General features: G+C 41.5%; 22 protein-coding genes. 9 read left to right on the forward strand and 13 right to left on the reverse strand.

Translation table 11 applies throughout. From position 1 onward, the window contains the following. Both JWG45_RS05585 and JWG45_RS05590 read right to left on the reverse strand, forming a co-directional pair. Window positions 1-1,539 (reverse strand): PAS domain-containing sensor histidine kinase, encoded by a 1,539-nt coding sequence (locus tag JWG45_RS05585; RefSeq protein ID WP_205278780.1) that lies wholly within the window; start codon window positions 1,537-1,539, stop codon window positions 1-3. Window positions 1,540-1,916: 377 nt separating this feature from the next. Further along, the gene (locus JWG45_RS05590; protein WP_205278781.1) at window positions 1,917-2,150 is read right to left on the reverse strand and encodes a ferredoxin; all 234 of its coding nucleotides are present in this window, start codon (window positions 2,148-2,150) and stop codon (window positions 1,917-1,919) included. 86 nt (window positions 2,151-2,236) lie between these two features. Between JWG45_RS05590 and JWG45_RS05595 the strand changes: the two genes are divergently transcribed. The 5 genes from JWG45_RS05595 to JWG45_RS05615 all read left to right on the forward strand — a co-directional run bounded on the left by JWG45_RS05595 (window position 2,237) and on the right by JWG45_RS05615 (window position 6,788). Continuing rightward, window positions 2,237-2,806 carry a hypothetical protein gene (locus tag JWG45_RS05595; RefSeq protein WP_205278782.1) on the forward strand — a complete coding sequence of 190 codons (570 nt, stop codon included), beginning with the start codon at window positions 2,237-2,239 and terminating at the stop codon, window positions 2,804-2,806. After that, window positions 2,803-4,368, forward strand: coding sequence for an FAD-dependent oxidoreductase (locus JWG45_RS05600; RefSeq protein ID WP_205278783.1), 1,566 nt, complete (start codon window positions 2,803-2,805; stop codon window positions 4,366-4,368). Before JWG45_RS05595 ends, JWG45_RS05600 begins: the two co-directional genes overlap by 4 nt. Window positions 4,369-4,631: 263 nt before the next feature. Next, window positions 4,632-5,255 carry a hypothetical protein gene (locus JWG45_RS05605; protein WP_205278784.1) on the forward strand — a complete coding sequence of 208 codons (624 nt, stop codon included), beginning with the start codon at window positions 4,632-4,634 and terminating at the stop codon, window positions 5,253-5,255. Window positions 5,256-5,346: 91 nt separating this feature from the next. Beyond that, window positions 5,347-5,586 (forward strand): DUF2905 domain-containing protein, encoded by a 240-nt coding sequence (locus JWG45_RS05610; RefSeq protein WP_205278961.1) that lies wholly within the window; start codon window positions 5,347-5,349, stop codon window positions 5,584-5,586. Continuing rightward, window positions 5,583-6,788 (forward strand): pyridoxal phosphate-dependent aminotransferase, encoded by a 1,206-nt coding sequence (locus JWG45_RS05615; RefSeq protein WP_205278785.1) that lies wholly within the window; start codon window positions 5,583-5,585, stop codon window positions 6,786-6,788. The genes JWG45_RS05610 and JWG45_RS05615 overlap by 4 nt, the downstream gene beginning before the upstream one ends. 198 nt (window positions 6,789-6,986) lie before the next feature. On the opposite strand, the gene JWG45_RS05620 is transcribed toward JWG45_RS05615, so the two are convergent. From JWG45_RS05620 to JWG45_RS05660, 9 genes are all read right to left on the reverse strand, one after another. Further along, entirely contained in the window at window positions 6,987-7,979 is a 993-nt protein-coding gene (locus JWG45_RS05620; protein ID WP_205278786.1) for a M14 family zinc carboxypeptidase, read from the reverse strand. Window positions 7,980-7,991: 12 nt separating this feature from the next. Next, the gene (locus JWG45_RS05625; protein ID WP_205278787.1) at window positions 7,992-8,417 is read right to left on the reverse strand and encodes an LA_2478/LA_2722/LA_4182 family protein; all 426 of its coding nucleotides are present in this window, start codon (window positions 8,415-8,417) and stop codon (window positions 7,992-7,994) included. A gap of 10 nt (window positions 8,418-8,427) precedes the next feature. Then, on the reverse strand, window positions 8,428-9,156 hold the full coding sequence (locus JWG45_RS05630; protein ID WP_205278788.1) for an OmpA/MotB family protein: 729 nt from the start codon (window positions 9,154-9,156) through the stop codon (window positions 8,428-8,430). Next, complete coding sequence (locus tag JWG45_RS05635; RefSeq protein WP_205278789.1) at window positions 9,153-9,803, reverse strand: FFLEELY motif protein; 651 nt, start codon at window positions 9,801-9,803, stop codon at window positions 9,153-9,155. The genes JWG45_RS05630 and JWG45_RS05635 overlap by 4 nt, the downstream gene beginning before the upstream one ends. Continuing rightward, complete coding sequence (locus JWG45_RS05640; protein WP_232380539.1) at window positions 9,800-10,945, reverse strand: LIC13341 family surface-exposed protein; 1,146 nt, start codon at window positions 10,943-10,945, stop codon at window positions 9,800-9,802. Before JWG45_RS05640 ends, JWG45_RS05635 begins: the two co-directional genes overlap by 4 nt. 56 nt (window positions 10,946-11,001) lie before the next feature. Further along, window positions 11,002-11,838: a DUF455 family protein gene (locus tag JWG45_RS05645; RefSeq protein WP_205278790.1), complete on the reverse strand. Its 837-nt coding sequence runs from the start codon at window positions 11,836-11,838 to the stop codon at window positions 11,002-11,004. 2 nt (window positions 11,839-11,840) lie between these two features. Beyond that, window positions 11,841-12,428, reverse strand: coding sequence for an ATP-binding protein (locus JWG45_RS05650; protein WP_205278791.1), 588 nt, complete (start codon window positions 12,426-12,428; stop codon window positions 11,841-11,843). A 75-nt stretch (window positions 12,429-12,503) separates the two neighbouring features. Further along, entirely contained in the window at window positions 12,504-14,069 is a 1,566-nt protein-coding gene (gene gltX / locus JWG45_RS05655) for a glutamate--tRNA ligase (protein ID WP_205278792.1), read from the reverse strand. Further along, the gene (locus JWG45_RS05660; RefSeq protein WP_205278793.1) at window positions 14,066-14,998 is read right to left on the reverse strand and encodes an LIC_13346 family putative lipoprotein; all 933 of its coding nucleotides are present in this window, start codon (window positions 14,996-14,998) and stop codon (window positions 14,066-14,068) included. The genes gltX and JWG45_RS05660 overlap by 4 nt, the downstream gene beginning before the upstream one ends. Before the next feature lie 202 nt (window positions 14,999-15,200). Here JWG45_RS05660 and JWG45_RS05665 point away from each other — a divergent pair, with 202 nt between their 5' ends. Further along, window positions 15,201-16,589, forward strand: a complete 1,389-nt coding sequence (locus JWG45_RS05665) for a DNA gyrase subunit A (RefSeq protein ID WP_205278794.1) — start codon at window positions 15,201-15,203, stop codon at window positions 16,587-16,589. Next, entirely contained in the window at window positions 16,586-18,721 is a 2,136-nt protein-coding gene (locus JWG45_RS05670; protein WP_118967153.1) for a toprim domain-containing protein, read from the forward strand. Before JWG45_RS05665 ends, JWG45_RS05670 begins: the two co-directional genes overlap by 4 nt. A gap of 453 nt (window positions 18,722-19,174) precedes the next feature. Here JWG45_RS05670 and JWG45_RS05675 read toward each other — a convergent pair whose 3' ends face one another. Next, window positions 19,175-19,825 (reverse strand): TetR/AcrR family transcriptional regulator, encoded by a 651-nt coding sequence (locus tag JWG45_RS05675; RefSeq protein ID WP_205278795.1) that lies wholly within the window; start codon window positions 19,823-19,825, stop codon window positions 19,175-19,177. Window positions 19,826-19,985: 160 nt separating this feature from the next. Between JWG45_RS05675 and JWG45_RS05680 the strand changes: the two genes are divergently transcribed. Then, window positions 19,986-20,657, forward strand: a complete 672-nt coding sequence (locus JWG45_RS05680) for a DAPG hydrolase family protein (protein ID WP_205278796.1) — start codon at window positions 19,986-19,988, stop codon at window positions 20,655-20,657. A gap of 133 nt (window positions 20,658-20,790) precedes the next feature. Here the strand turns inward: JWG45_RS05680 and JWG45_RS05685 are convergent, their stop codons facing one another. Next, window positions 20,791-22,137: a flavin monoamine oxidase family protein gene (locus JWG45_RS05685; protein ID WP_205278797.1), complete on the reverse strand. Its 1,347-nt coding sequence runs from the start codon at window positions 22,135-22,137 to the stop codon at window positions 20,791-20,793. A gap of 474 nt (window positions 22,138-22,611) precedes the next feature. Here JWG45_RS05685 and JWG45_RS05690 point away from each other — a divergent pair, with 474 nt between their 5' ends. Then, window positions 22,612-23,178: an LIC13354 family exoprotein gene (locus JWG45_RS05690; RefSeq protein WP_205278798.1), complete on the forward strand. Its 567-nt coding sequence runs from the start codon at window positions 22,612-22,614 to the stop codon at window positions 23,176-23,178. Window positions 23,179-23,211: the final 33 nt, after the last annotated feature.

A 23,211-nucleotide genomic window follows, 5' to 3' on the forward strand; every position in this document is an offset into this window, starting at 1 on the left:
TTATCGTTTTTCAAAATCATTGTACTTGTTGAAATTTATGACGAAAGCTGTCCCACGCCCAGGGGAACTTTCGACCGTGATTTCGCCGCCTAAAGATTCTATCTGATTCTTAGTCATAAATAAACCGATCCCTTGTCCTTCTTTTTCCCTGTGAAAGGTCTTATTCATTTTAAATATTTGATGTCCGTATTTTTGAAGATCGATTCCGAGTCCGTTGTCTCGCGCCACTAAGAAAAATCGATTATCCTCTTTGAATGAGACGAAGGAAATTTCCAATTTGCGACTGGGTTCGCAATATTTCAAAGAATTGCTCATTAAATTCAGAAGAATACTCTCCAAATAAACTTTGGGATAAAGAATCTCAGGCGCTGCAGTAAAATCACATTTGATTTCAGCTCCGATCTCTTTGATTTGCGCGGAAAGTAGATTCTGCACTTTCAAAAAAGCTTCCTGGAAAGAAACAATCTGTTTATCGATATTTAAATTTCTTCTAATTTTTATTACTTCGATAATATCATTCAAGGTAGACATCAGATCGTTTGCACTGATTTCAAGAGATCCAAGAAGATCCTCTTTGTCCGTGGCGTCCTTTTCCAGAAGCATTTGAACCAAGGTAAAAATGTTTCCGATCGGAGCTCGGAGGTTGTGTGATACGATTTGATTGAATTCTTCCAGTTGTGCATTTCTCTCTGTTAGACGATTGCTCAGAGATTGTAGAGTTTCGTTTTTTTCGATCAAAGCGGAAAGCAAGTTTTTTCGATCCGTAATATCCTGAATCTGCGAAATAAAAAACAGAGGTTTCTTTTTAGGATCCGTTACGATCGATACGACTAAAAGGATCCAAATAATACTTCCGTTTTTATGAAAGTATCTCTTTTCCAATTTATAGCTGTCCTTTTTACCGTCGAGAAGCTCTTGAACAAGTGCAAGGTCTTCTATTAAATCGTCCGGATGAGTAATGTCTTGAAAAGTAAGCTTCAAAAGTTCTTCTCTCGAATACCCTAAAATATCCAAAAGATGCGGATTGACCTCCAGCCACTTCCCTTCCAAAGAAACCAAACCCATACCTACACCCGAATAGTAAAAAGCGTTGAAAAATTTTTCCTCGGATAAACGAACCTCTTCCAGAGCCTGTTTTTTTTCGGTCTCGTCTAAGATTGCAGTCAGCCCTAAATATTCTCGCGAGCTGGTAAGAATACCGATCACTTCTCCCTTTTCATTTTGGACGGATTGAGCAATCGTTTGAAGCCATATATACTTTCCGTCCTTTCGAAGGAACTGATATTCGATATGCTCGAAATCCGATCCTTTTTGAACGGGTTCATGAGAGTTCTTAAAAATACGTTCTTTATCCAAGGGATTGAAGAAATCATAAGGACTTCGTCCGATCAATTCCTCAGGTTGATAGCCTAACATCGAAGTGACCACAGGACTCACATAAATGTAAGAGCCGTCAGGATTATGATAACAAATCAGCTCAGGGCTTCTTTGAACCAATAGTTTAAAAAATTCTGGAGATTGAATATTCAATTTATTCAAAATAGGCCCGCCGTGAGTGATTCTAAATCAATCATTTTTTTACGAAAACAATCCGATACAAAATCGAATTCTCTTTTTTCGTAAAAAGTTGAAATAGAAAAAATAAGACGAATTCTTTCGCTAATATTCTTTTTGAAAAAAGAATCAAAAATCATTCCAAAATGACGATAAAAGCCGTTACCAACCGTCTTTCATACAAATTCAATGGAGACGATTTGCAATCATTAAACGACTCGATAAAGCCGCAAGTAACCCGAGATTTTTACGATAGAAGAGAAGAGAAGAGAAAGAAAAACTGGAAGGCAATTTTAAGCTGAAATTTGAGGAGAACGTTTTTGCCGAACTCAGGAACAAGTCCGGCTTATAGGGAATTTTATTTATTCCCCATCGTCCCCAAGAGCTTCGACAGGACAAATCTCCATAGCTTTTTTCGCCGCTACTTCTTCTTCAGGTGTCGCAGGTTGTCTATGAAAGTAAACTTTCGATTCATCATCCGTATATTTTAAAAGCATCGGAGCTTCTTCCACACAATCGTTGCAAGGAACGCAGCTGTTATCGATATAATATTTACCGGGAGCGTTTTGTTTGACTTTGTCGTTTTTGTCAGCCATGCTTAACAAAGTTAATCGAACGATTGTTTCGTCAACCCTGTTTTCAGAATTGACACCGATTCTAATATAAGAATACTCACGGAACGATGAACGTGTTTTCAGAAAAAATCTCAAGACGCAAACTTTTTGGCTTTGGTCTCGGGGGTTTGTTGAGCGTCGGTATCGGGGCCCTACTCTGTCGGAGATCGTATTCAGTCGCCGCTCCCAAGACGTTATTCTTTTCCGAATCCGAAGCTCAGTTTTTACAGGCGTATTCACAAACCCTTTTACCACCCGAAAACGGATTTCCCGATATCCAAAAAGCGGAAGTTGTTAGGCGATTGGATGAAGAATTCTTTTTCGTAGACTCCGCCATCACCGACGATTTTAAATCTCTCATTCTTATCTTAGAATTCCTCCCGCTCGTAAGCGGATATTGGAGTCGTTTTTCCAGATTAAGCGAAGAAGACAGAGCTGAATTTTTACGTTCGAAGGAAACGACAAATTCAGATACGGTTCGAGCTGCATTAGCAAATCTTAAAATGCCCGTCTTTTTGATGTACTACGGACACGAATCCGCCTTCAAAGCGATTTCATATGACGGGCCATTTGCGAATCCTCCGGAAAAATTAAGCGAATCTAGAATCTATTATAAAAAAATGCTGGGGGAATCATGAGCGGTCGCGTCTACGAATGGAAGAATTTAGGCGATTCAAGGACCGTCAAAGCCGATGTCGTAATCGTTGGAACCGGTTGTGGAGGAGCGACTCTTGCTTACGAGCTTTCCAAAAACGGAAAAAAAGTCGTTCTTATCGAAGAAGGCGGTTACTACCATACCGGAACTTTCGACAATCATGAGCTCAATATGGCCGGAAAGGTTTCTGCGGAAAGAAATATGGCCACCGACGGATCCGGAACCATCAATCTCGTGTACGGAAAGAACGTCGGTGGTGCCTCGGTTCACTATTGGGCGGACAGCTACAGAACTCCTGATGATCGGCTAAATCTTTGGAAAGAGGAATATGGAATCCACGCACATTCCCCCGCAGACCTCAATCCTTATTGGAAAGAACTGGATGAAACCCTCAGCGTACATCCAGCTAAAGAAGAATATCATAATAAAATGAATCAACTCGTTCGTAAAGCGTGCAAGTCTCTTGGTTGGGAAGGCAACCCGGTTCCGCAGGCAAGAAAAAATTGCCAGAAGTCCGGACATTGTATGCAAGGTTGTATGTTCGGCGCGAAACAAAGTCAATTAGTCACCCACATTCCGAGAGCGATGGCTAACGGCGCGGATATCTACGCTGACTGCAAAGCCGTTCGCTTGGAGCTCAAAGGAGATAAGGTAGAATTTCTAGAAGCGGTGATGATGGATCGTCCTTCCGGAAAGGAATCGGGAATCACCTTAAAATTCGAAGCTCCCGTTTTTGCGATTGCCGCGGGAGGATTCGGAAGTTCCACATTCTTACTCCGAAACGGATGGAAAAATAAATTACCCGCTCTTGGAGAGCATCTGGCAATCAATCCCTCCCCTTTCGTTCACGCTATCTATAACGAACCGATTATACAGTGGAGAAATATTCCCTCGGCATTCGGTGTGGAAGAATTTCGACTCGCCCGTTTTACAGAAGGACGATATGTCGAAGGCGGATTTCTGATCATGGCCAATCAACTACAACCCGGAAGTCTTGCGGCATTAATTCCCGGCTTCGGATCCGAACACAGGGAGCTGATGAAAATTCTTCCTCATTTCGGAGGAACGATCGGATGGATCGACGACGTTCCTTCTGAACTCGGAAATATAACGGTAAATTCTTCCGGTAAAAGAACTGTAACGTATAACTTCGGTAAGTTGACAAAAGCCTTTCTTCGAGATTGTATCCGCAAACAAGTTCAATTGAATTTTCGAGCCGGAGCAAAATGGGTCCTTCTTCCCGACCTCAAAAGAACAAAATTAGAATCCGAGAAAGAAATTGACAAAGTAGATCGACTCGAATTGAGTCCGGCCTCGATGATGATGGCTGCGCCCCATCCCGCGGGCGGTTGTAGAATGGGACAGGATCCTTCCCGTTCAGTCGTCGACTGGAAACATCGAGTCCATGGACTTAGAAATCTTTACGTCTCTGATTCAAGCGTGTTTCCAACCGGAGTTTCAGTGGACCCAAGTTATACGATTATGGCGTTCAGTAAACAGGCGGCCAAATTCATTTTAGAAGATTCATCCACATCTTCAAATTGACATAAAGATCATTTTTAGCTTAGTCTTTGAAGTAAGAATTCTCGAGTATTCGCTTCACTTTCAATCATTTCGATTTAGAATACTGATAAGAATAATTTCTTGCATTTGAAAAGGGAATGCGTAACATCTTGCTCCGTCGTCCGCAAACCATCATGAACATTTTTCGATTTCAGAAAGGGAGTATACTCCTATTCTTATCTTTTTATATAATAACAGGAAAATCATACGATCTTTCTTCATCGCCCACTCACCGGCAAGAGGACTTGAGTCCTATCATCGAAAAGATAAGACAGAGTTCTAAAAATGTCATCGCTACTTTTAAGGGAATCGATTATAAGAGAGAATTAAAAATTACGGAAACGGATCCCAAAACCGGAAAACAAATCTCGGTTTCCAAGGCTACGATAAGGAGGGTAGAATACTACTACGAGCGTCCGGTGGTCGTAGTTCTCGATTACATTAAAAACGGAGAAAAACTTCCGCCCCAAAATTACGAACCTGAAAAATCCTATCCCACTTACCCAATATTTGACGATCAATCCCAAAATCATTATTCGGTCAGGATAAACGGCCCTATCCTATTTAGAAATCGAGAAAGTTATGTGGTCGATGTTACTCCTCTTCAGCTTTCCCCTAGGCACTTTAAAGGAAAAATTTATTATGATAAGAATTCTTTACATCCTTATTATATAGAGGGAACAACTTCGAAATGGAAGTTCGGAGTTAAGGATATGCATTTTAAAATAAATATGGAATTGACTCGGGATAAAGTCGCGATCGTGCGATCAGGAGACGTTTTTGTCAAAACCCATATTCCAGTTTTGAGTCCCGAAAAAGATATCCATATTCGTTTGGAAACGATCGAAGCGGTACCGATTCGGAAATAACATCACAAAATCCGAATACAGATAACATAATCCTGTCAAAGTTGAATGCTCCTTGACTGAATCTATAATCAAAATAAGATCGAGAATGCAAATGGAATCCTTCGGAAAACCCTTTCTTATCCTAGGCGTTTTGTTTTTATTCCTCGGAATCTTTTTTCTTTATGGAAATAAACTCCCGTTTTTAAACGAGTTGGGAAAACTTCCCGGGGATATTCGAATTGAGAAGGAAAATTTTAAATTCTATTTTCCTCTTTCCACTTCGCTTCTCATAAGTATTTTGATTTCGATCGTCCTTTTTTTGATTCAGAAGTTTAGAAACGGCTCCCCATGAAAGGCGAATTTCGCTTTAGTAATCGATTCTCTTTTCAAGATGGGGAAAACGAATTCGCCGAAATCCTTTCCGAATACAAGAGTCAAAACGTTTTTTATATCGATCTGACAACTTCCAATCCTACTCAGGCAGGATTTCAATATCCCTCGGAAGCGATTCGACATAGTTTTCAAACTGCAGATTTAATCACCTATCTTCCGGATCCTCAAGGAGACAAAAAGGCCCGCGATACAATTCGCGAATACTATAAATCCAAAGGAATAGAAATCGAATCAGAGGATCTTTTTTTAGTTTCTTCCTCTTCCGAAGCCTACTCATACTTATTCAAACTCTTTTGCGACGCAGGGGACTCCATCCTTATCCCCGCCCCAGGATATCCCCTATTTGAATTTCTCTCCGTTATGGAAGGTCTAAGGACGATTTCGTATTATACAAAAAAAGAAAATCTTTGGAAATTGCAGATTTCGGATTTAGAACCTACGAATTTAGCAAGAAGCAAACTGCTTTTAATCGTAAGTCCGAACAATCCCACGGGTTCTATTTTCACTGCCGCCGATTTCGAATCGATAAAGGAATTATTAATAAATTATAATATTCCTCTGATAATCGACGAAGTTTTTTCGGATTACGTTTACGACGGCGAAGTCCATTCTACCTTGATCGACACGGAGACTCCCGTGATTACCGTAAACGGTTTGTCGAAGATTTTGGGAATGCCTGGAATGAAACTTTCCTGGATTCTACTCAGCGGTCCCGCACCTTGGAAAAGAAAAACGAAAGAATTTTTGGAATTAATTTCTGATACTTATCTTTCCGTAAATACTCCCGTGCAAAACGTCCTCTCGGATTTGATACAATGGAGAACAATGATCCAAACTCAGATTTTAAAAAGAATTCAAAGGAATCGGACTATTTTGAAGCAGATTTTTTCCGAGTTAGATCTCTCGAAAAAAATTCTCTGCGATCTACCGAAGGCCGGGTGGTATTGTATTTTAGAAAGTAAGGCCTTTTTTCCGGAAGAGACATTCTCACTTCGTTTATTAAAAGACAAACAAGTTTATATTCATACGGGGGAAATGTTCGGTTTTCCGGAAGTAGAAAATTCAGGAAGAATTATCTTAAGTCTTTTAACGGAAACTGAATCATTCGAATCCGGAATTGAAAGGATAATTAAAATTTTAAAAGAAGCCGAGAATTCTTAGACAAACAAGCTAAATCTTTTATACTTACTTCTTTCTGATTTTAGGATCCGACACTGATTAATTTTTGGAAAAAGAAAAATCCGTTAGTATCAAAACGAATCGTCTAAAGTATCTTGCGAAGTTTTAATTACACTTCTCATACGAGATTAGAAAAGAAGAATGTTGCGAAAGAAATTTTTCTTTCAAAAAACCGGAAATCTATTCAAGTCCCCAGTCTTTAGGCTTGGTCGCACCTATTTTGACAAAGTCCCTCAGAAATCCTCTATACCTTCCCACCGTCTCGATTTTGTTAAACGAAGCTGGATTAAAAATTCCTCTTTTTCGAAACAATTTGGAAGGATCCTCTTTGATATCGGACCAAGTACCGACTTCAAGAGTTAGAGGTAAGAATTTAGAATTCCAGGAAGATTCTTCCTCGTGATATTCAAGATAATGATCGTAAAATTTATCCCAAAGATCTCCGTGTGTAGTATAAGTCTCACTCTGAGGTCCATACTGAAAGTGAATGTGACCGCAGTGATTTTTGAGATGATCTCCAATCTTCTGATATAAAGGAGTATCGGGACAGGGAGCCTTTGTATAAGCATAAGGCCACCAAACATTATCTACCGTTCCAAAACCGGAATGAAGATCAAGAACCGGCATGATCGCATCTTTCACGTCAAAAAAACATTCTTGAACCAATCGAAACAAGGCTCTTGATTCGGGTTCCAATCCTTGACCTCGATAGTAAGGAAGTCGTTTGGAAATTTTTTGACCGCCAAAAAAAGGCAGAGCTTTTACAGCTTCAATTCCCGAGTTTCTCATAAGATCAACGCCGGCAGGATTCGATCTTTGTTTTAAAACGACTCCGCCTGGATTTACGATCGGCAAGATTACGATTCCCAATTTTCCTTTCTTCAATTCGGGAAGATATCCGGTTGAATCGGGATGTAAGATATATTCTAAAAAATCGAGTAAGATAAGAATCCCGATGGTCTCCAAACCGTGAACTCCGGCAACGATTCCAACGGGATGTTCTTTGAGACCTTTTTCGGTTCCAAGCCGAAGCGCATGGATCGGAAATCGAAAACCTTCCGCGGTTTTTCTGGAAAACCCGATCTGATTCAAACTAGCGAGTTTGCCCCCCAGCTTTAATATTCTGAGAAGTTTTTTATCGTATCGATTGAGTCTTTTGTAACCGCGTAACATAGATTTGACGATTTATCGTTTGGATTGAATCGATTGGAGCACGTTACAATCTTCGGAAAGGTTCAAAACACCGTTTTGAATTTTTTCGCAGGATGCAAGCGCGACAATTTGAAAACATCCTCGAACCGTCTTTTTGATCTTTTCGGGTTCTTCGTTTGCTAAAAGATATGCGTTGGATCTGCGAAATTTTTCCGCGCAATTCGCAGGATTGAGTCTTTCTTGCATCAGATTTTTTGTGGAATCCTTCAAATCCTTAGAGGTGGCTTCCGCACACGTCGCTATTTTTTGACAATAGGATGAGACCAATTCGGAAGATTCCTCTCTCCACTTTTCGTCTACGATTCCTTGCGGTGAGGAACTCTTTTTGCAGAGCGCGAAGTTAAGAATAAAGAATACTCCAAGAATGCTCAATAGAAAACTTCTGTATTTTTGTTTCATGGTTTCTCGATCAGTGTTCCGATTTTTTACGAATAAATATTTCAACTCTTTCCCCCGAGGCTTTTCCTTCCGGAGTGGAAGAAGAACTTTCAATGGCCTTGTAGGCACTCGATGCCTCGATCGAAATTTTATCTTTTGGAATTTTATAATTTTTTGACAAAGCATCCGCGATGAGTTCGGCTCTGTATGCGTTGTATTCCCAGGCGTTTCTAAAACCTTTTTGCGCGGCTTCATTTCCGTAAGGAATTTGCACTTTTAAAACGATATCAACGTCCATCGCTCCGGAAAGTTCCGATATTTTTTGAAATGCAAAAGTCATGTCTTCGTCCGGACTAAACTGACCTTCACCTAAGGAAGATCCGAAAAGGACGATCTTGATCTCTTCGGTTTCTTGAATTCCGATATTGAGTTTCGCCTTCTCTTTGAGTTTTTTCAAAGCATAGCTCACTCGTTCCCAAAAACGATAGAGTTGAGTCCGAGGTTGTAACAAAGGATCCTCTTCAATCGAAACCGCACTTCCTTGAAAAAAAGATTCTCCCAAACCGAAGCCGCCTCGTATTACGTCGGCTACCTGTTTGAGTTTCACTTGATCGACCTGTGAAATGGAATACATGATGATGAACAAACCCAAGAGCAAGGTGATCATATCGGCATACGTCAACAACCATCGTTCCCTGTTTTCGTGAGATTCATCCTTTCGACGACCCCTCTCCAAAAGTTGTCTTCGAAGACGGCTCATGCTTCCTTCCGACGATTCCCAAGCAAAGATTCGATGTATTCGGTTTCCCTCTTTTCCACTTCTTCGTAAAAAGAATTAAAGATGTTCGAGGAGACCGGCAAAGTCGCGTTATACGCTTCTTCTACGCTTTGAAAAAGAGCGGAGACTCCCAGCATTCCCGCCATAAATCGAGCAGGACGAATGAGATACGCGCTGATCGGCTTGTGTGCAAGTTCGTAAAAAACTTTCAAATTGCGAAGAACAATTTCGAGCTGTCGGATTCTTTCTTTATGATGACCCATCTGACCGTAATGAAGGTCGTATTCTTCTCTCGTAAGACGTTTTCCGTCCCAGCCGGAATCGACCAGATGTTTTGCAAGAATGGTATCCAGCTCTTCGGTCAAATTATTGAGTTCGATCAAATACTCGATATTTTCTCTAGAACTTTCCTTCATCATACCTTTCACTTTTTGGTATGTGTCCATTGCAAGTTGCAACCAGACGTCTCTTCCGTCCAAGTTATAGATTTTTTCAAAAAAATATTCCACCATAGGAATGGTTTCTTCCAGATGAAAGTAGTTGGCGTAAAAGACTCGAAACCGTTCCACTTGTGCGCGGACGACTTCGGCTCTCGCCGCTTTTAATTTTTTACCTGCTAAATCACTCATTCTTTTTTAGGAATCAACTCCAATCGGTAAGCGGAGAAACCCTGTTGGTCTGTTTGCTTTTGTACGGAACCAAATTGGTTCGGAAGATTTACGACATCTCGTCCCATACGAGTAGAAGATCGAAATAGAATGGTCGGAATTCCGTCCTTCTCAGGAGTTACGGTAAAACGAATTCCGTATTTATGATTTCTTCCCCATCCGTCTTTTGTAATTTCAACGAGCGGAACCGCCGAATTGATATACTTTCCTGCGGATGAAAAAACGCTCGAACCGGGAGAATAAATTCTCTGGCCTTCTTTTGTAGTATCGATGCTCACCTTTCCTCCGTCCGGAAACGAAAGAGAAAGATAGGTCGTTCCTGCGTAAGAGCCTCGATTCTTAAACCAAAGAACGGTCTCACCGGGAACGCCCTTTTTCCATTCAGAGGGAGCCTCTAAAGAAAGGAGGGACGGAACTGCGACTCTCGGTATATCGGGGACCATTTCCCAACCGTTGAAAATAAAATTTTGCGCATAACTTCGATTCGACGGAAAGATCGTGATATTCTTTTCTGCTTTATTGTAATCGAAGTCGATTCGTTTTGTCTTCATTAGAAATTCATGATCTTTCAGAGACAAAAGACCGTCCAAAATCTTTTGTCCTTTTCGAATACCGTAAGGAACCGAAAAAAGTCCGAGAGGTGGCTCTTCGCTTAACACTTCCAAAAATAGAGAATTGAACCCGTCACCCGGAAGTTCTTCCATTATAATTCGCTTAACTACAAAACCGGCTTCCTTTGTTTGAGGGTTTTCACCGTCGCCCGGAAGCCAAGAGTTCTTGGATGCGTCGTAGTGAAGAGGACCGATGTTCAAAAGGGAAAAGGAAAATTTATTTATCAAAGTCCATTCACCGTTTTTCTTTTTGAAAACGCCGAGAACTTCCTCGGTTCCGTTTCGAACCAGAGCGAAAGACTCTAAATCCGGATCTTCGTCGAGATTTCCCACCTTTTTCAGGACGACGTCGGGATTCTTTTGATCGGAAGGAGATAACGACAATTCTACGATTCGGGAATCGGATGGAGTTTTTGAGGAACAACTCACCGCGATAAAAATCAAAATCAATAATTGAAGAATTTTTTGAAAACAAGATACGATTGGATTCATGGTTCGATAACAGAATCCGGGAGGGAAAAAAGCCTGTCTATGATTTTCCGAGGCCCCTATTTTAGATCCAGAACCTCCCTCAAAATTCGAGAATTCACTCGTCCCGTAAACTCGTCTTCGTATCTTTCCAATTCTGTTACAAATTCCTGCGAAAATCCGGCCGCGATCCGAGTTTCCGGAAAGTAATGATACCCTTTCGCTCTCCTTGGCGTAAAAGGAAATTCAATGAGAGAAAGATAGTGCTCCCATTCATTCTTAGATTCGGGCATTTGTTTTCGAATGTATTGATATCCGCGACGTACGTGTTTGATCTCGTCTTCATAGACCTTCTTCATGATCTCAGCCTTTTGTGTATCACCAAATCGCTCGAAAGCCATTGTATAGATTTTTGAAAAGTCGAGGTTCGCTCCTTCGAAAGAAATTGCCATAATTGCGTAAAACTTTTCTAACGTTTGCATTCTTGGAATTTGCTTCCAAAAGATATAGTTGAGCGGCCGATCTCCGAGCTCCATTCCTCCGTTTTTCATTTCCGAAAGATAAAGACGGAGATGATTCTGTTCTTCCAAAAGAGTTCGATACAAACCAAAACGGACTGAAGAAGGCGCTTCTTGAAATTTAAGAATCGCGTAAGCAAAAAGTTCGATCGCCATCAACTCGTGATTGGCAAAATGATGAAGAGTAACGTATCGATTCTCATCCAGAAACAATTGTTCCAATCTGGGGATCTTGCTTTTATGATCGCTGATCTGAATCTTTTTTTCACGAATTGGAAGATTTGGTAAATTAGAAACTTCTAATGTTCGAACATCGTCCGGCGGAATTGTAGGGGAGAATAACTTATCTTCGAGGCCGGCACCGTAGAGCACCTGCTTTGCGAATTCATTCAGAGTCATTTTTAAGCAGGATGTTTAGAGGCGTCGAATCCGAGTTCGATGATGGACCCTTGAATATTCTTTTCATCCGGATTGAGAGAAATTTTTCCTTCTCCGCAGTGATACATGATCTTAAACGTATCCATCAAAGATTGAATGATCTGCAACCCTCGCCCGATATTTCTATGAGGAACCTGCGAACCTTTCCACGGAAGAATTTCACATTTTTTTTCTTGGTGTTTTTGAACACAACTGATGTAGTCTTTGAGGCTTGAATGTTCGGATGAAGTAGTTAGGGATTCTAATTTTTCGGCTTTGAGACCGGAACCGTAATCCATGATCCACAAAGTGAATTTACAATCTTGAATCATCCATCTACAGATGATCGTTTCGTCCGAACTGACTTTGACGTTAGCCGAAATTGAATTCGTTAGGGCTTCGTCGGCGGCCAACTCGATCTGTGTGATATCTTTTTTAGCAAAAGAATTCTCTGAAAGAGAATCTCTCAGGGCATTGCGGAGCGCTCGGATACTGGTTAGATCCGTTGGGAGGAACATAACGTAGGAACCCCCGTGATGTTTAACCAGCAATGATTCGTCAGAATCTCTCATTTCCGTTCCCGGTTACCCGCCTTCCAAGATTAACAGCCCAAAGCAGGCGATTTGAACAAAATATGCCGGTTTTTTTCAGGACGACAACGAAATTCCTGCTTCTCCGGCGGTTTTTTCAATTCTCTGGAGGAGTTTTTCCTTCCCCAAAAGCGGAAAAAGAATCGGTAACTCCAAACCAGCTGACTTTCCGGTGGTTGCGGCCCGGATCGGCATAAAGAGAGTTTTTCCTTTCTGACCGGTTAATTCCCCGATCTTGGACATTGAGTTCTTATAGTCCTCATCGGTTTTTGGATCAGAATTCTTCAGCATTGCATAGAATTCTTTTACTACCTTGGCACCATCGCCTTCTTTTAGGTAACCAGCCGCTTCTTCCGACTGAATCCTCAGGTCCGTGACAAAAAATTCTGCGATGTATTCCGGAGCCTGAGTCAGGTTATCCAGATACACCCTAACAGATTCGACGATCGAAGTAAGTACAGGGTTACTTATATTTTTTACTTCTTCCGGAATATCGGTTCTCTCTTTGAGAAAAGGGAGTAGGTTTTCTAATACTTTCGATATATCCAAATCTCGAATTGTTCGGTTTGACAACCAATTGAGCTTGGATTTAGGATTCATCGCTTCTGCGATCTGAGAAAGATCGGAAAAGTTTGTTACCACTTCTTCGTCTCCGCCTTTCGGTTTTTTAAATACGTCGAAAGTAGACGGCGACTTCGAACAACGATGGACGTCGAAGATTTTTTCCAACTCGTCGCTCGGAAGGTATTCTCTTCCGTCCGGAGAAGTCCATCCTAACAAAGCCATGTAGTTGCGAAAGGTTTCGGGTAAATAGCCGAGATCGCGAAACGCAAGAATCGAAGTGGCCCCCGCTCTTTTCGAAAGTTTTTTACCGTCCATCCCTACAATCTCGGAGGCGTGTGCGAACTCAGGCATTTCGTAACCCAGCGCTTCGTATAACAAAATTTGTCTTGGTGTATTGGAAAGATGTCCGACTCCCCGAATCACGTGAGTGATTTTCATAAGCGCGTCGTCCACGACAACCGCGTAGTTGTAAGAAGGAAACCCATCCGACTTTACGATGATAAAATCGCCGATCAATTTTGTTTCGAACTTTACCTTTCCTTGAATGATATCGTTGACGATCAACGTTTTGGAGGGAGTTTTAAAGCGAATCGAATACGGAATTCCCTGTTTGATTTTTTCTTCGACTTCTTCGTCGGACATGTTTGCGTGAAGACCGTCGTAGACGTACGGAACGCCCATCGCCTCTGCTTGTTTTTTCTTCGCTTCCAATTCTTCTTGAGTACAAAAACAACGGTACGCTTTTTTCTCTTTGAGAAGTTTATCCGTATATTCTTTATAGATCGAAATTCTTTCACTCTGAATGTAAGGACCGAATTCTCCACCGACGCCCGGACCCTCGTCCCAATGGATTCCCAACCATTGCAAAGATTCTAATATGATTTTAAAAGAGGCTTCGGTAGAACGGTTCTGATCCGTGTCCTCGATCCTTAAGATAAACTTTCCGCCTTGGGACTTTGCGTATAAATAATTGAAGAGTGCGGTCCTCGCGCCGCCTACGTGGAGAAATCCACTAGGGGAAGGTGCAAATCTGGTACGAACTTCTCTGTTTTGATTCATGGGGATTGGCTTTTCTCGTTCGAAATTCTTATGATAGGATAATTTTTGAAATTAGCCGTTGTGGTAAATGGTTTATTTGCTGAGAGATCGTAAAATGAAACGGTTTTTTTGAGTTCGTTCTTTCTCAGCGAAAAAAGATCCACATCCGAAGGAAAGTCCAAACAATAATAATCGACATAAGATTCTCCTTTTCTCAAAGGAAAGATCGGAATCGTTCCCGTAAGTCCGATCGCCGGCGGGTATGCCAAAGATTCGTAGTCGTAGTCTCGAGAAGAAGTTAAAGTTCCGTTTGCGGAAATAAATTCCGTCTGCATCATTCTTACCAAAATTCCCCGGAGGCTATGCTTCCACTTGAGAGTTCCGATTCCCGGAACAATCCTTGTCTCTTCGGTTTCCCGAATTCCGCCTTCGTCCCCGAGCACAAATTCTTTTCGAACGTCTTCCAAAGGTTCCGACTTTGGTTGCGGGTTGAAAATCTCCGGTAAAATTTTTGAATTTGATTTTTCGATTCTTTTGGAAATAAATTTCGGAACGAATTCAAGTTTGTTTTTGTCGTTCGGATTCGTTTGAAAATTTCCCTTCCACTCGGAAACGTCCAAAACGATTCTTTCCGTTTGTTCGGTCTTTCCGGATAATTCCATATATTTTAGAATTCCTTGAACCATTTCTTCTTTCCCGGCTTGGTTTCTTAGGAAGATATAACGAGCTTGAAAGCTTGAATTTTCGTAGTATGGAGAAACGATCGGTTTCGAAACAAAATAAATCCGTGAAGAATATTGCTCCGAAGGACTTCTCGAACTTTCAAACCAATTCACTGGAAAACTTCTACAATGAAAAAAGGAGAAGAAAATTCCGGATAAAATGAAGACAAAGAACGGAAATGGAAAACGGATTGATACCGACTCAAAGTGCCTGAAAACTTTTTTCATCTACTTGTAGATCGTGCTTTTCCGAAAAACCCGCAAGGAAAAACCCAAAAATTAAACTTTCTTTACAAAAACGGGGGGTCAGATATGCAAATGTCCGAAGGTGAATAAAACCCTCTTTCACCGGAAAAACACCCTTATTAAATCCAGTCAACTTTTTACAATTGACAGGATAGTGTTCTAGAATTTCGTTGGCCAAAACTGTATGAAGAATTCCAATCCACCAAAGCCGAAGGATGCATTCCCAAAACGTCCTTTTGAAGACCAGGTCAATGACGACCAAAGAAAATATTCGCGTTACGTTTGCGATTCCAGGGCGATTCCGCACGAAATCGACGGGCTGAAGCCAGTTCAGAGAAGAATTCTCTGGGCTATGTGGAATTCGGACGCGAGAAACCGTTATACAAAGACGGTAAAAGTCGCCGGTCTCGCAATGGGATATCACCCGCACGGGGATAGATCCATTCAAGATGCGCTTTCTCAAATGGCGCAGAACTTTACTTTTGCAAATAATATTCCTCTCGTTTCCGGTGAAGGAACCTTCGGAGACGTTTTGGATCCGAGTGCGATCGCTTCTCCTCGATACACGGAAGTAAAACTTTCCGACTTTGTAAAAGATTTGGGATTCTTTGAAAGTTTACCGGATATCGATTACGTTAAGAATTATGACGAAACCGAAGACGAGCCGATCCACTTTGTTGGAAAGGTGCCGATCGTTTTACTCAATAATATCCAAGGGATCGCAACCGGATTTCGTTGTTTTATTCCAGCTCACAGACTTTCGGATATCGTAAAGTCTCAAGTGAATTATTTAAAAACCAAAAAACCGCTCCCGCTCAAGCCCTGGTACAAAGATTTCGGCGGCGAAATCAGAATGGCGGAAACGGAAGCTGGAAACATTACGATGGCGACCTCCTTCGCTTTCAAATGGGAAGGAGACACTCTCTATCTTACCGATTCCCCGATGAACTGGAACAGAGAAAAGGTGGTTTCTCTGATCGACGATATCATCGAAAGAAAAGATTCCTGGTTAAAGGATTACGTCGACTACTCAAGCCAAACGTTTCGAATCGAACTTCAATATAAGAAGGGCGAAAAACCGACTCAAAAAGAAATCATGGCGCTTTTCAACAAAGAAGACGTTCAGACTCTTGCCATGAACGTGATTACCTATGACGGTAAATTGAAAAACTTCAAGCCGGAAGAAATCATCAAACGCTTTTGCGATTTTAGAAAAACGCATTTGATCCGAAGATTCAAACGACTGTCCGGATTGGAAGAGGAGAAGATCGAAAGGAACTCCGAACTGATCCGTTTTATCAAAGAAAAATGGAACGAAAAAGTGATCGGAATCAAATCGAAAAAGGACTTTGAAGACAAACTCAAAGCCTCTAAGTTTAAATACTTCGAATGGTTGTCCACGATTCCCGTCTATAGAATGACCATCGACGAAGTTAGAAAATGCGAGGAGGCGATCGTAGAAGCGAAGACCGCTCTTTCTCGTTACCAAGGTTTGGTGAAAGAGGACAAAAAATTGACCGACTTCATGATAACCGAATTGGACGAACTCCAGACAAAATGGGATAAAGTATGAGCGCCGACAAAACTAAAGTAAAAGAAAAATCATCCCAGGAACGAAACTTTAAAAAACTCTCCAACGTAGAACACGTTCGTATGAGAACCGGTATGTGGTTGGGACAGAATTCCTCCTCCACGTTCGAACAACATTTTTTCCGGAAGAACAACGAAGGAAAATACGAGATCGTTCACGAAGAACTCGAAGACGTTCCCGCAAAATTAAAATGTCTCGACGAAGCATGTATGAACGCCGTGGACGAATATCGTAAGAATCAAAAAGACAAAACGATTCCTGAAAAGGACAAAATGTCCAAGTTGATCATTCAACTTTCTTCGGACAGAAAGAGCGTAACGATCTCCGATAACGGAAGAGGAATTCCCGCCGCAAACGCCGAAGGCGTTTATCTTCATTTGATGTACGGTGAGAATTTCGACGACCACGTAAAACAGGATCACGTCGCCGGACAAAACGGAGTCGGAATTTCGCTCGTGAGAATGGTTTCCAGCTACTTCAAAGTAAAAACGGTAAATGGGGGAACTTCTTTTAAAAAACTTTTTACCGTTCACGACGACGTAAAAAAACAAATTCGTTCTTACAAACTTTCGAAGGACGAAACCGATCGAATCTTTCTCTATTTTGATGAACACGGAAAATTCACGGATTGTCCTCTTCTTACAAAGGATCAAATCGAAAAATTGGGTCCGCTTCTCAAAAAAACAAATATGCAGGAATTGATCGAAAAGGCTTCAAAAGAAGACCATGGAACTTCCGTGGAGTTCGAACTCAATCCGAAGTATTTCAACAATTTGGACATTACGTTTAACGTGGATTTGATGAAGCAATATCTTCAAGATATCGCGATGACAAACCCCGGATTGGAAGTCCAATTCGTCTTCAAGGGGAAAAAGGATAAGTTCAAGTTCAAAAAAGGACTCGATGAAATCTTTTCCCATTCCGATCTCGTTTACTACAAAATGGATTTTAGCGCTCCGACATCCGCTTCACAGCTTCATTTGGAGACCTATCTCGTAATCGGACAAAACAAAAACCTCACTTGGGTGAACTCGATCTTCGCTCCACAGGGTGGATCCGCGATCGAATATCTCGAAAATAGAATCTGTGACGAAGTTCGTAAAAAAAGTCAGATTGTGGCGTTAGAGAAAAAACTCAAAACGAGTTCGACAAGAAACGACGTAAGAAACTGTTTTCACATGTATGTGAATGCAAGACTTTTGAATCCACGTTTTAAATCTCAGGATAAATCCTATCTCATCAATGATTTGAACGAAGAGATTCGAAACGCGATCGATAAACATCTGGAGAAGTTCATCAAGAAGACCGGTCTTTTGGAAGAGATCAAACTTCAAATGGAAAAAAGAACTCAGCTCAAGGCTTTCGAAGACGCACAAAAAGGTCTCAAAAAAGCAAGCCGGATGAACATCCCAAAACTCATGCCGCCAACCGGGAAACCGGGAGATCCGGGAAGAGTTCTGTTTGTGGCGGAAGGAGACTCGGCGATCGCAGGTTTGCGTCCCGCAAGAAATCCGAAATTACACGGTCTATTCCCGCTTCGCGGTAAACCGCTCAACTGTAAAGGAATGAGCATCGCGAAAGCGATCGCAAACGAAGAATTAAAGAATATCGTAGCAATCGTCGGTTTACCTCTCGATCAAAAAGTGAAATCGATCGAAGAATTGAACTACGAAAAAATCAGTATCATCACCGATGCGGACTTTGACGGTTATGCGATACGTTCTTTAATGTTGTCTTTCTTCTACGAATACTGGCCAGAACTTTTCGAGTTAGGTTTTATTCACATCTCCAGCGCTCCCCTTTACGAAGTGGATGTGAAATTCGGAGATAAGAAAAAAGAAACAATCTTTTGTATCGACGACAAGGACTACGAAGACCTGATCAAACGTGTCGAAAAGGGCGGAGGAGAAATCACTCGCAAAAAACGGAATAAAGGTCTTGGCGAAACGGGCAAAGAAGCTATGAAATTCGCAGTCGATGAATGTATGACCAAGATTACGATTGGAAACAAAAAAGAAGCTTCCAAGATCCAGAATCTTTGGTTTCATAAAGATTTCGCCGAACAAAGAAGAGACGCGATTTCCGAATACGCAATGAGCGTCATCGAAGACTGATTTTTTTTCTTTTAGAATTTCCAAACGACTCGACCGAAAAAGTCGTTTGGAAATTTTCATTCCTATCTAAACCGACATTTCGAACTTTTTCTCTTCCATTCTGAAAAATCTCAAAACACATCTTACCCGATGTTGATGCGTTAAGAATGAACAGCAAGCTAAATTCATTCGTGATTCATTACAACGAAAATCCGGATAAACGAGGTCTACTTGACTAAATTGCGTTTCGTCAATCCTTTTGAAGCAGCGGGAATTGTTGTGAAAAACTGCCTTGCTCTGAAATTCTAATTTCAAAAAGATATAAAGTTCCTTTGTGATAGAATCCCGCAATCTTTCCTTACGACAAATAATTAAACACGACAAAAGAAACAGAACTTCAGGACCAAAATCACACTTTCACTAAATTCACTTATTAGAATTTTCTAAAATACTATAGATTGAAATATTTTCCGATCAATTTAATATTCCACGACCTATAATCTCGAGAATTTTTCTAAGTTCGGCCTCGTCGTCAAATTGCTCGTTCTTACTGAGGACGAATCTATAAATCAAATAAGATATATGAATGCTGTAAGAAGTTTTGACGAGCGTATCAGGATCGATCTCTTTTCGAATCTCGCCTTTCTCTTGAAAATAACGAATCGCCTTGTAGGCGGGAGCAAAGAGATTTTCCTTCCAGATGGACCCAAAGTATTCCGCGAAACTTGAGTCATGAAGAATCGCGGATGCTAGGATTCTCACTTTATGATGATTTTCCTTTGCGGCTCGGATACGATTTCTCATAATCGAAAGATACCACTGTTCAAAGGAGACATTTCTTTCTTCTAAGAATTTTCGAAGTTCGGGCATCTGTTCCGCAAAAGCGGTTTCATAGACGATGGACGACAATATTCTTAAATAGAGATCTTTTTTGGTTGGGAAATACTTGAACAGGGTTCTTTCCGTCACCCGCGCCGCTTTCGCGATCTCCGAGGTCGTGGTCCCCTCGAATCCCCTTTCTCCAAAAAGTTTTTCCCCCGCCTGAAGAATGTCCTTTTCCTTCACGCTTGTCGGATTGACGTATTTTCCGTATTCGCTTAGTAATTTTTTTCGATTCAGTTTCAAGCGGTTCCCTACACTCGATTCTGAAAATCGAGCTTAGAATGAAAGTAGAATTCCCGTTCAGATTTTTCTTTTTTTCCGATTTTACCGTAAAATTATCTTGTATAGTAAACACTATACTTATTTTTTGAAAATATAGCGTTTACTATATTTGAGGTATTTTATGAAAAAAGTAGATTTGACAATTCCCGAAATTCTTCCGGTGCCTTGGCTCAAGAAGGGGATCGAAACGGCCGCGTCAGGTTCCAAAATTCTTCCGGATGGAAGGGTTCAGTTTTGGATTCGTCATTCTCCCGTAAAAGGTGTTTCGCCGAAAATGCTTGTTTGGTGGTTTTCCCATCTGGAAGGAAAGATAAAATACGAAGGAGGCGAATATGAAAAATACAGAGTCTGGCATCCGGAAGACCACGTTCATGCGAGTTATGAAAAACGACTTCCCGACGGTTCGATCGGGCCAGGCGCTTCCATTCGTTTGGTGGAATACCTTGGGAGAAATAAAAAATTTATCGTCAATATCGTAACCGACATTGAAAAGTTAGACGAAACAGGGTACATCCACAACCCAAAGTTGGAGGGAAAGTATCCAGTTGCAAGAATGGAATATACCTTTGCGGCTTCGGGAAACGATACGATCTACGAAAACTGTTTGATTATTGGCTGGGAAGGCTGGACCTGGAAGCTCATTCGCCCCCTCTTTTTAAAGTTCGTCTTTAGTAAAGAAAGAGGATTGGCCTGGATTCGGCACAATATCGAAGAAGTTGGTCAATTCGAACGTTTTCTCCCGGAACTCTATCGAAAGGAAAATTCCCAGAGATCGGAAAGAGCCGCCGTTTGATCGAAAATCCGTTTTTAACGAAGCAAAATGAATTCGAAAAATAGAATATTCTAAATTTCTTAAAATCCTCTTGAGATCGACTTAAAAGTCTGAAAAGGAATTCTTCTTTTAAAATTCCTTTCTCAAGTTCTTTTCAGACCTGGTTGACGGCTCTGATCGCGGAAGCAAGAGCCCCTTCCACCGTCCCGTTCAATTCTGCGGTATGTTCCCCCGCAAAAAAGATTCGATCCATCGGTTTGAGCAGGGATATGATCGATCCGTAACTTCCCGGAGGAAAAGTTGCGATGCCCGAAGGAACGTATTTGGAATAAGAAGACTCGCTGCTTTGAATCCGAAGTACCTGTAGATCTTTTTTCTGACTCAAACGCTCCAAAGCCAGTCGGATGTATTCCACTTTCAACGCATCCGTCGACGTCGCCATCACTTCGTAACGATCACCCGTCGAGATCATTCCTAAAACCTTATCCTCCGAATTCGATTTTGTGCCCGCGTCGTAAAGAAAACCGGCCGCCGAATCCGAATATGCTGAAAAGTTTTCTCTTGTCCAAGGCGCCTCTCTAAGCATTAGAAAAGTTTTATAGATTCGGGAATAACGAATTCTCAGGGCCGAAAGTTTCTTTTCCTTATCCAATTCCGGATCCCATTGAATCGACGTAAGCTGGTTCGCCGGAATCGTCGAGATACAAGCGCTTCCCTCGACCTTCTTTCCGGACGATGTAGTCACAGAAACTTTTCCTTCTCCTTGAAAAACCGATACGACTGGGTCCGCAAAAATTGTCTCCGTATTTTCCAAAGAAAAAACGAGAGCCTTTGCTAGCGATTCCATTCCACCTTCGATTCTCGTGTTGTATTTTGGAAAGTTGATCAAGTCGGACAAAACTTTCTGTGCAGAAAGGGAACGAAGTGAATCTCCGTAATATAACGAATATTTAAAATTCAAAATCGCAAGATCGTCGGGAGTCATTCCCTGATAGATTGAAAAATTATAAAAGCTGATTCGATCCAACTCTTGTTGTTGTGCAGAGTTGATCTTCGAATTCATTTGAACGAGTTTATTTAGAATTTCCTGCGATTTGGAAGAAATTTCCCAGGCTCCCGCTTTCTGATAAGAACCGAAAAAAAGATCAGATTGAACCTCAAAGTCTGTAGTCTTCAATCCCAATTCTCGCGCCAAACTTCTTGCGGTTTTATGCTCGGCTTGAATCCATTCCGCTCCGAGGTCCAAAAAATTTCCGCTCGGATCAGCGACCGTCCGGATTCTTCCCCCCAAACGATCCGAAGCCTCGATCAATTTCACCTTGATTCCGGTTTTTCCCAAAAGATAGGCCGCATATAACCCGGAAATTCCGCCTCCCAGCACAATCACCGTCTTTTGTGGCCCGGTAGATCCCTGCGCCCTTAAATTCATCCCAGGAAGGCCTGAAATGCCGGCGGCGGTCAAAATTCCAAGTTTGATAAACTCTGATCTACTAATTTCCATTTTTAAGTCCGAATTGATTTCGGGAATTCGATCCCATTCTCTATTTTCGGCAATTGCCCTCCTTCCCCAAGGAAAGATTTTGACAAAAGGTTCGGAAATCTGTCGTATTTCTTCTTCGTAAAAACCTTGCACGGAAAGGACGGAAAAATTTCCCTGTCCCTAAGCTTTCAGGGAGGAAGTTGGGTGAAATTCCCACGCTGACCCGCAACTGTGATTTCGAGTTTCGAAAGGAATTCGATAAGCCAGATCTTCCCCGCGAACACCGTCCTCGAGGTAGGGACAGTTCGAAACTCGCCTACGCATTTTCATGCTTCCGCGATGGGGTCCCGAAAGACGAGAACGTCGGGGGACCCGAGTGGAAAATCTAACTTTTTCAATCCATTCGTTTAGATCGGATTCTAATTCGAATTCATACGATTCTAAACTTAGAATCTTATCTACCCCGACAAAAGACAACTTTTGTAGGAAACAACCATGAAACGAAACGTAATTTGGAACCTTTTAGTAACGGCCGTTCTTCTTTTTGGAACTGTGAACTGTTTTGAAACGAAGCAAGAAGAGAGTAAAGACGATCAAATCACCGCCCTCTTAACGATTGTGAATGCTACGAATTTGCAAATCGCAGGGACTTGGAACGCATACAATGGAACTCCGGCTTATGCAGGAGACGCCTTTAGCAGCGCCGGAACCGTTAAGACCGGAGAATATACTTTGACGAATTATTCCTTCAGACAAGTAAGCGGGACTTCCACTTATGCGGGAGTTATTTTAGAATTTGATAATACCAAACAAGTGATGTATGTCCAATTTACCGAACATCCTTTCGGTGCTGTCGGGAAATTTTCAGCTTATTATTGGAACTACTTCACGGATAATAAATTTTATCTCTGCGGCGATTTGACCGGCAATAAAAATACTTTAGACGCTATCAAAGCAAGCACACAAGTAAACGATAAAACAAATATGAATTCCGGTTGTTATACGAACAATACGTTCACTCCCGGAACCGGATTTGTTTGGAATCGTTTCGAAGCGAAGTAAACTGAAGAATGAGTTAGGCGAATTGTATATAAA

Source organism: Leptospira ainlahdjerensis, assembly GCF_016919175.1.
Classification (GTDB): domain Bacteria; phylum Spirochaetota; class Leptospiria; order Leptospirales; family Leptospiraceae; genus Leptospira; species Leptospira ainlahdjerensis.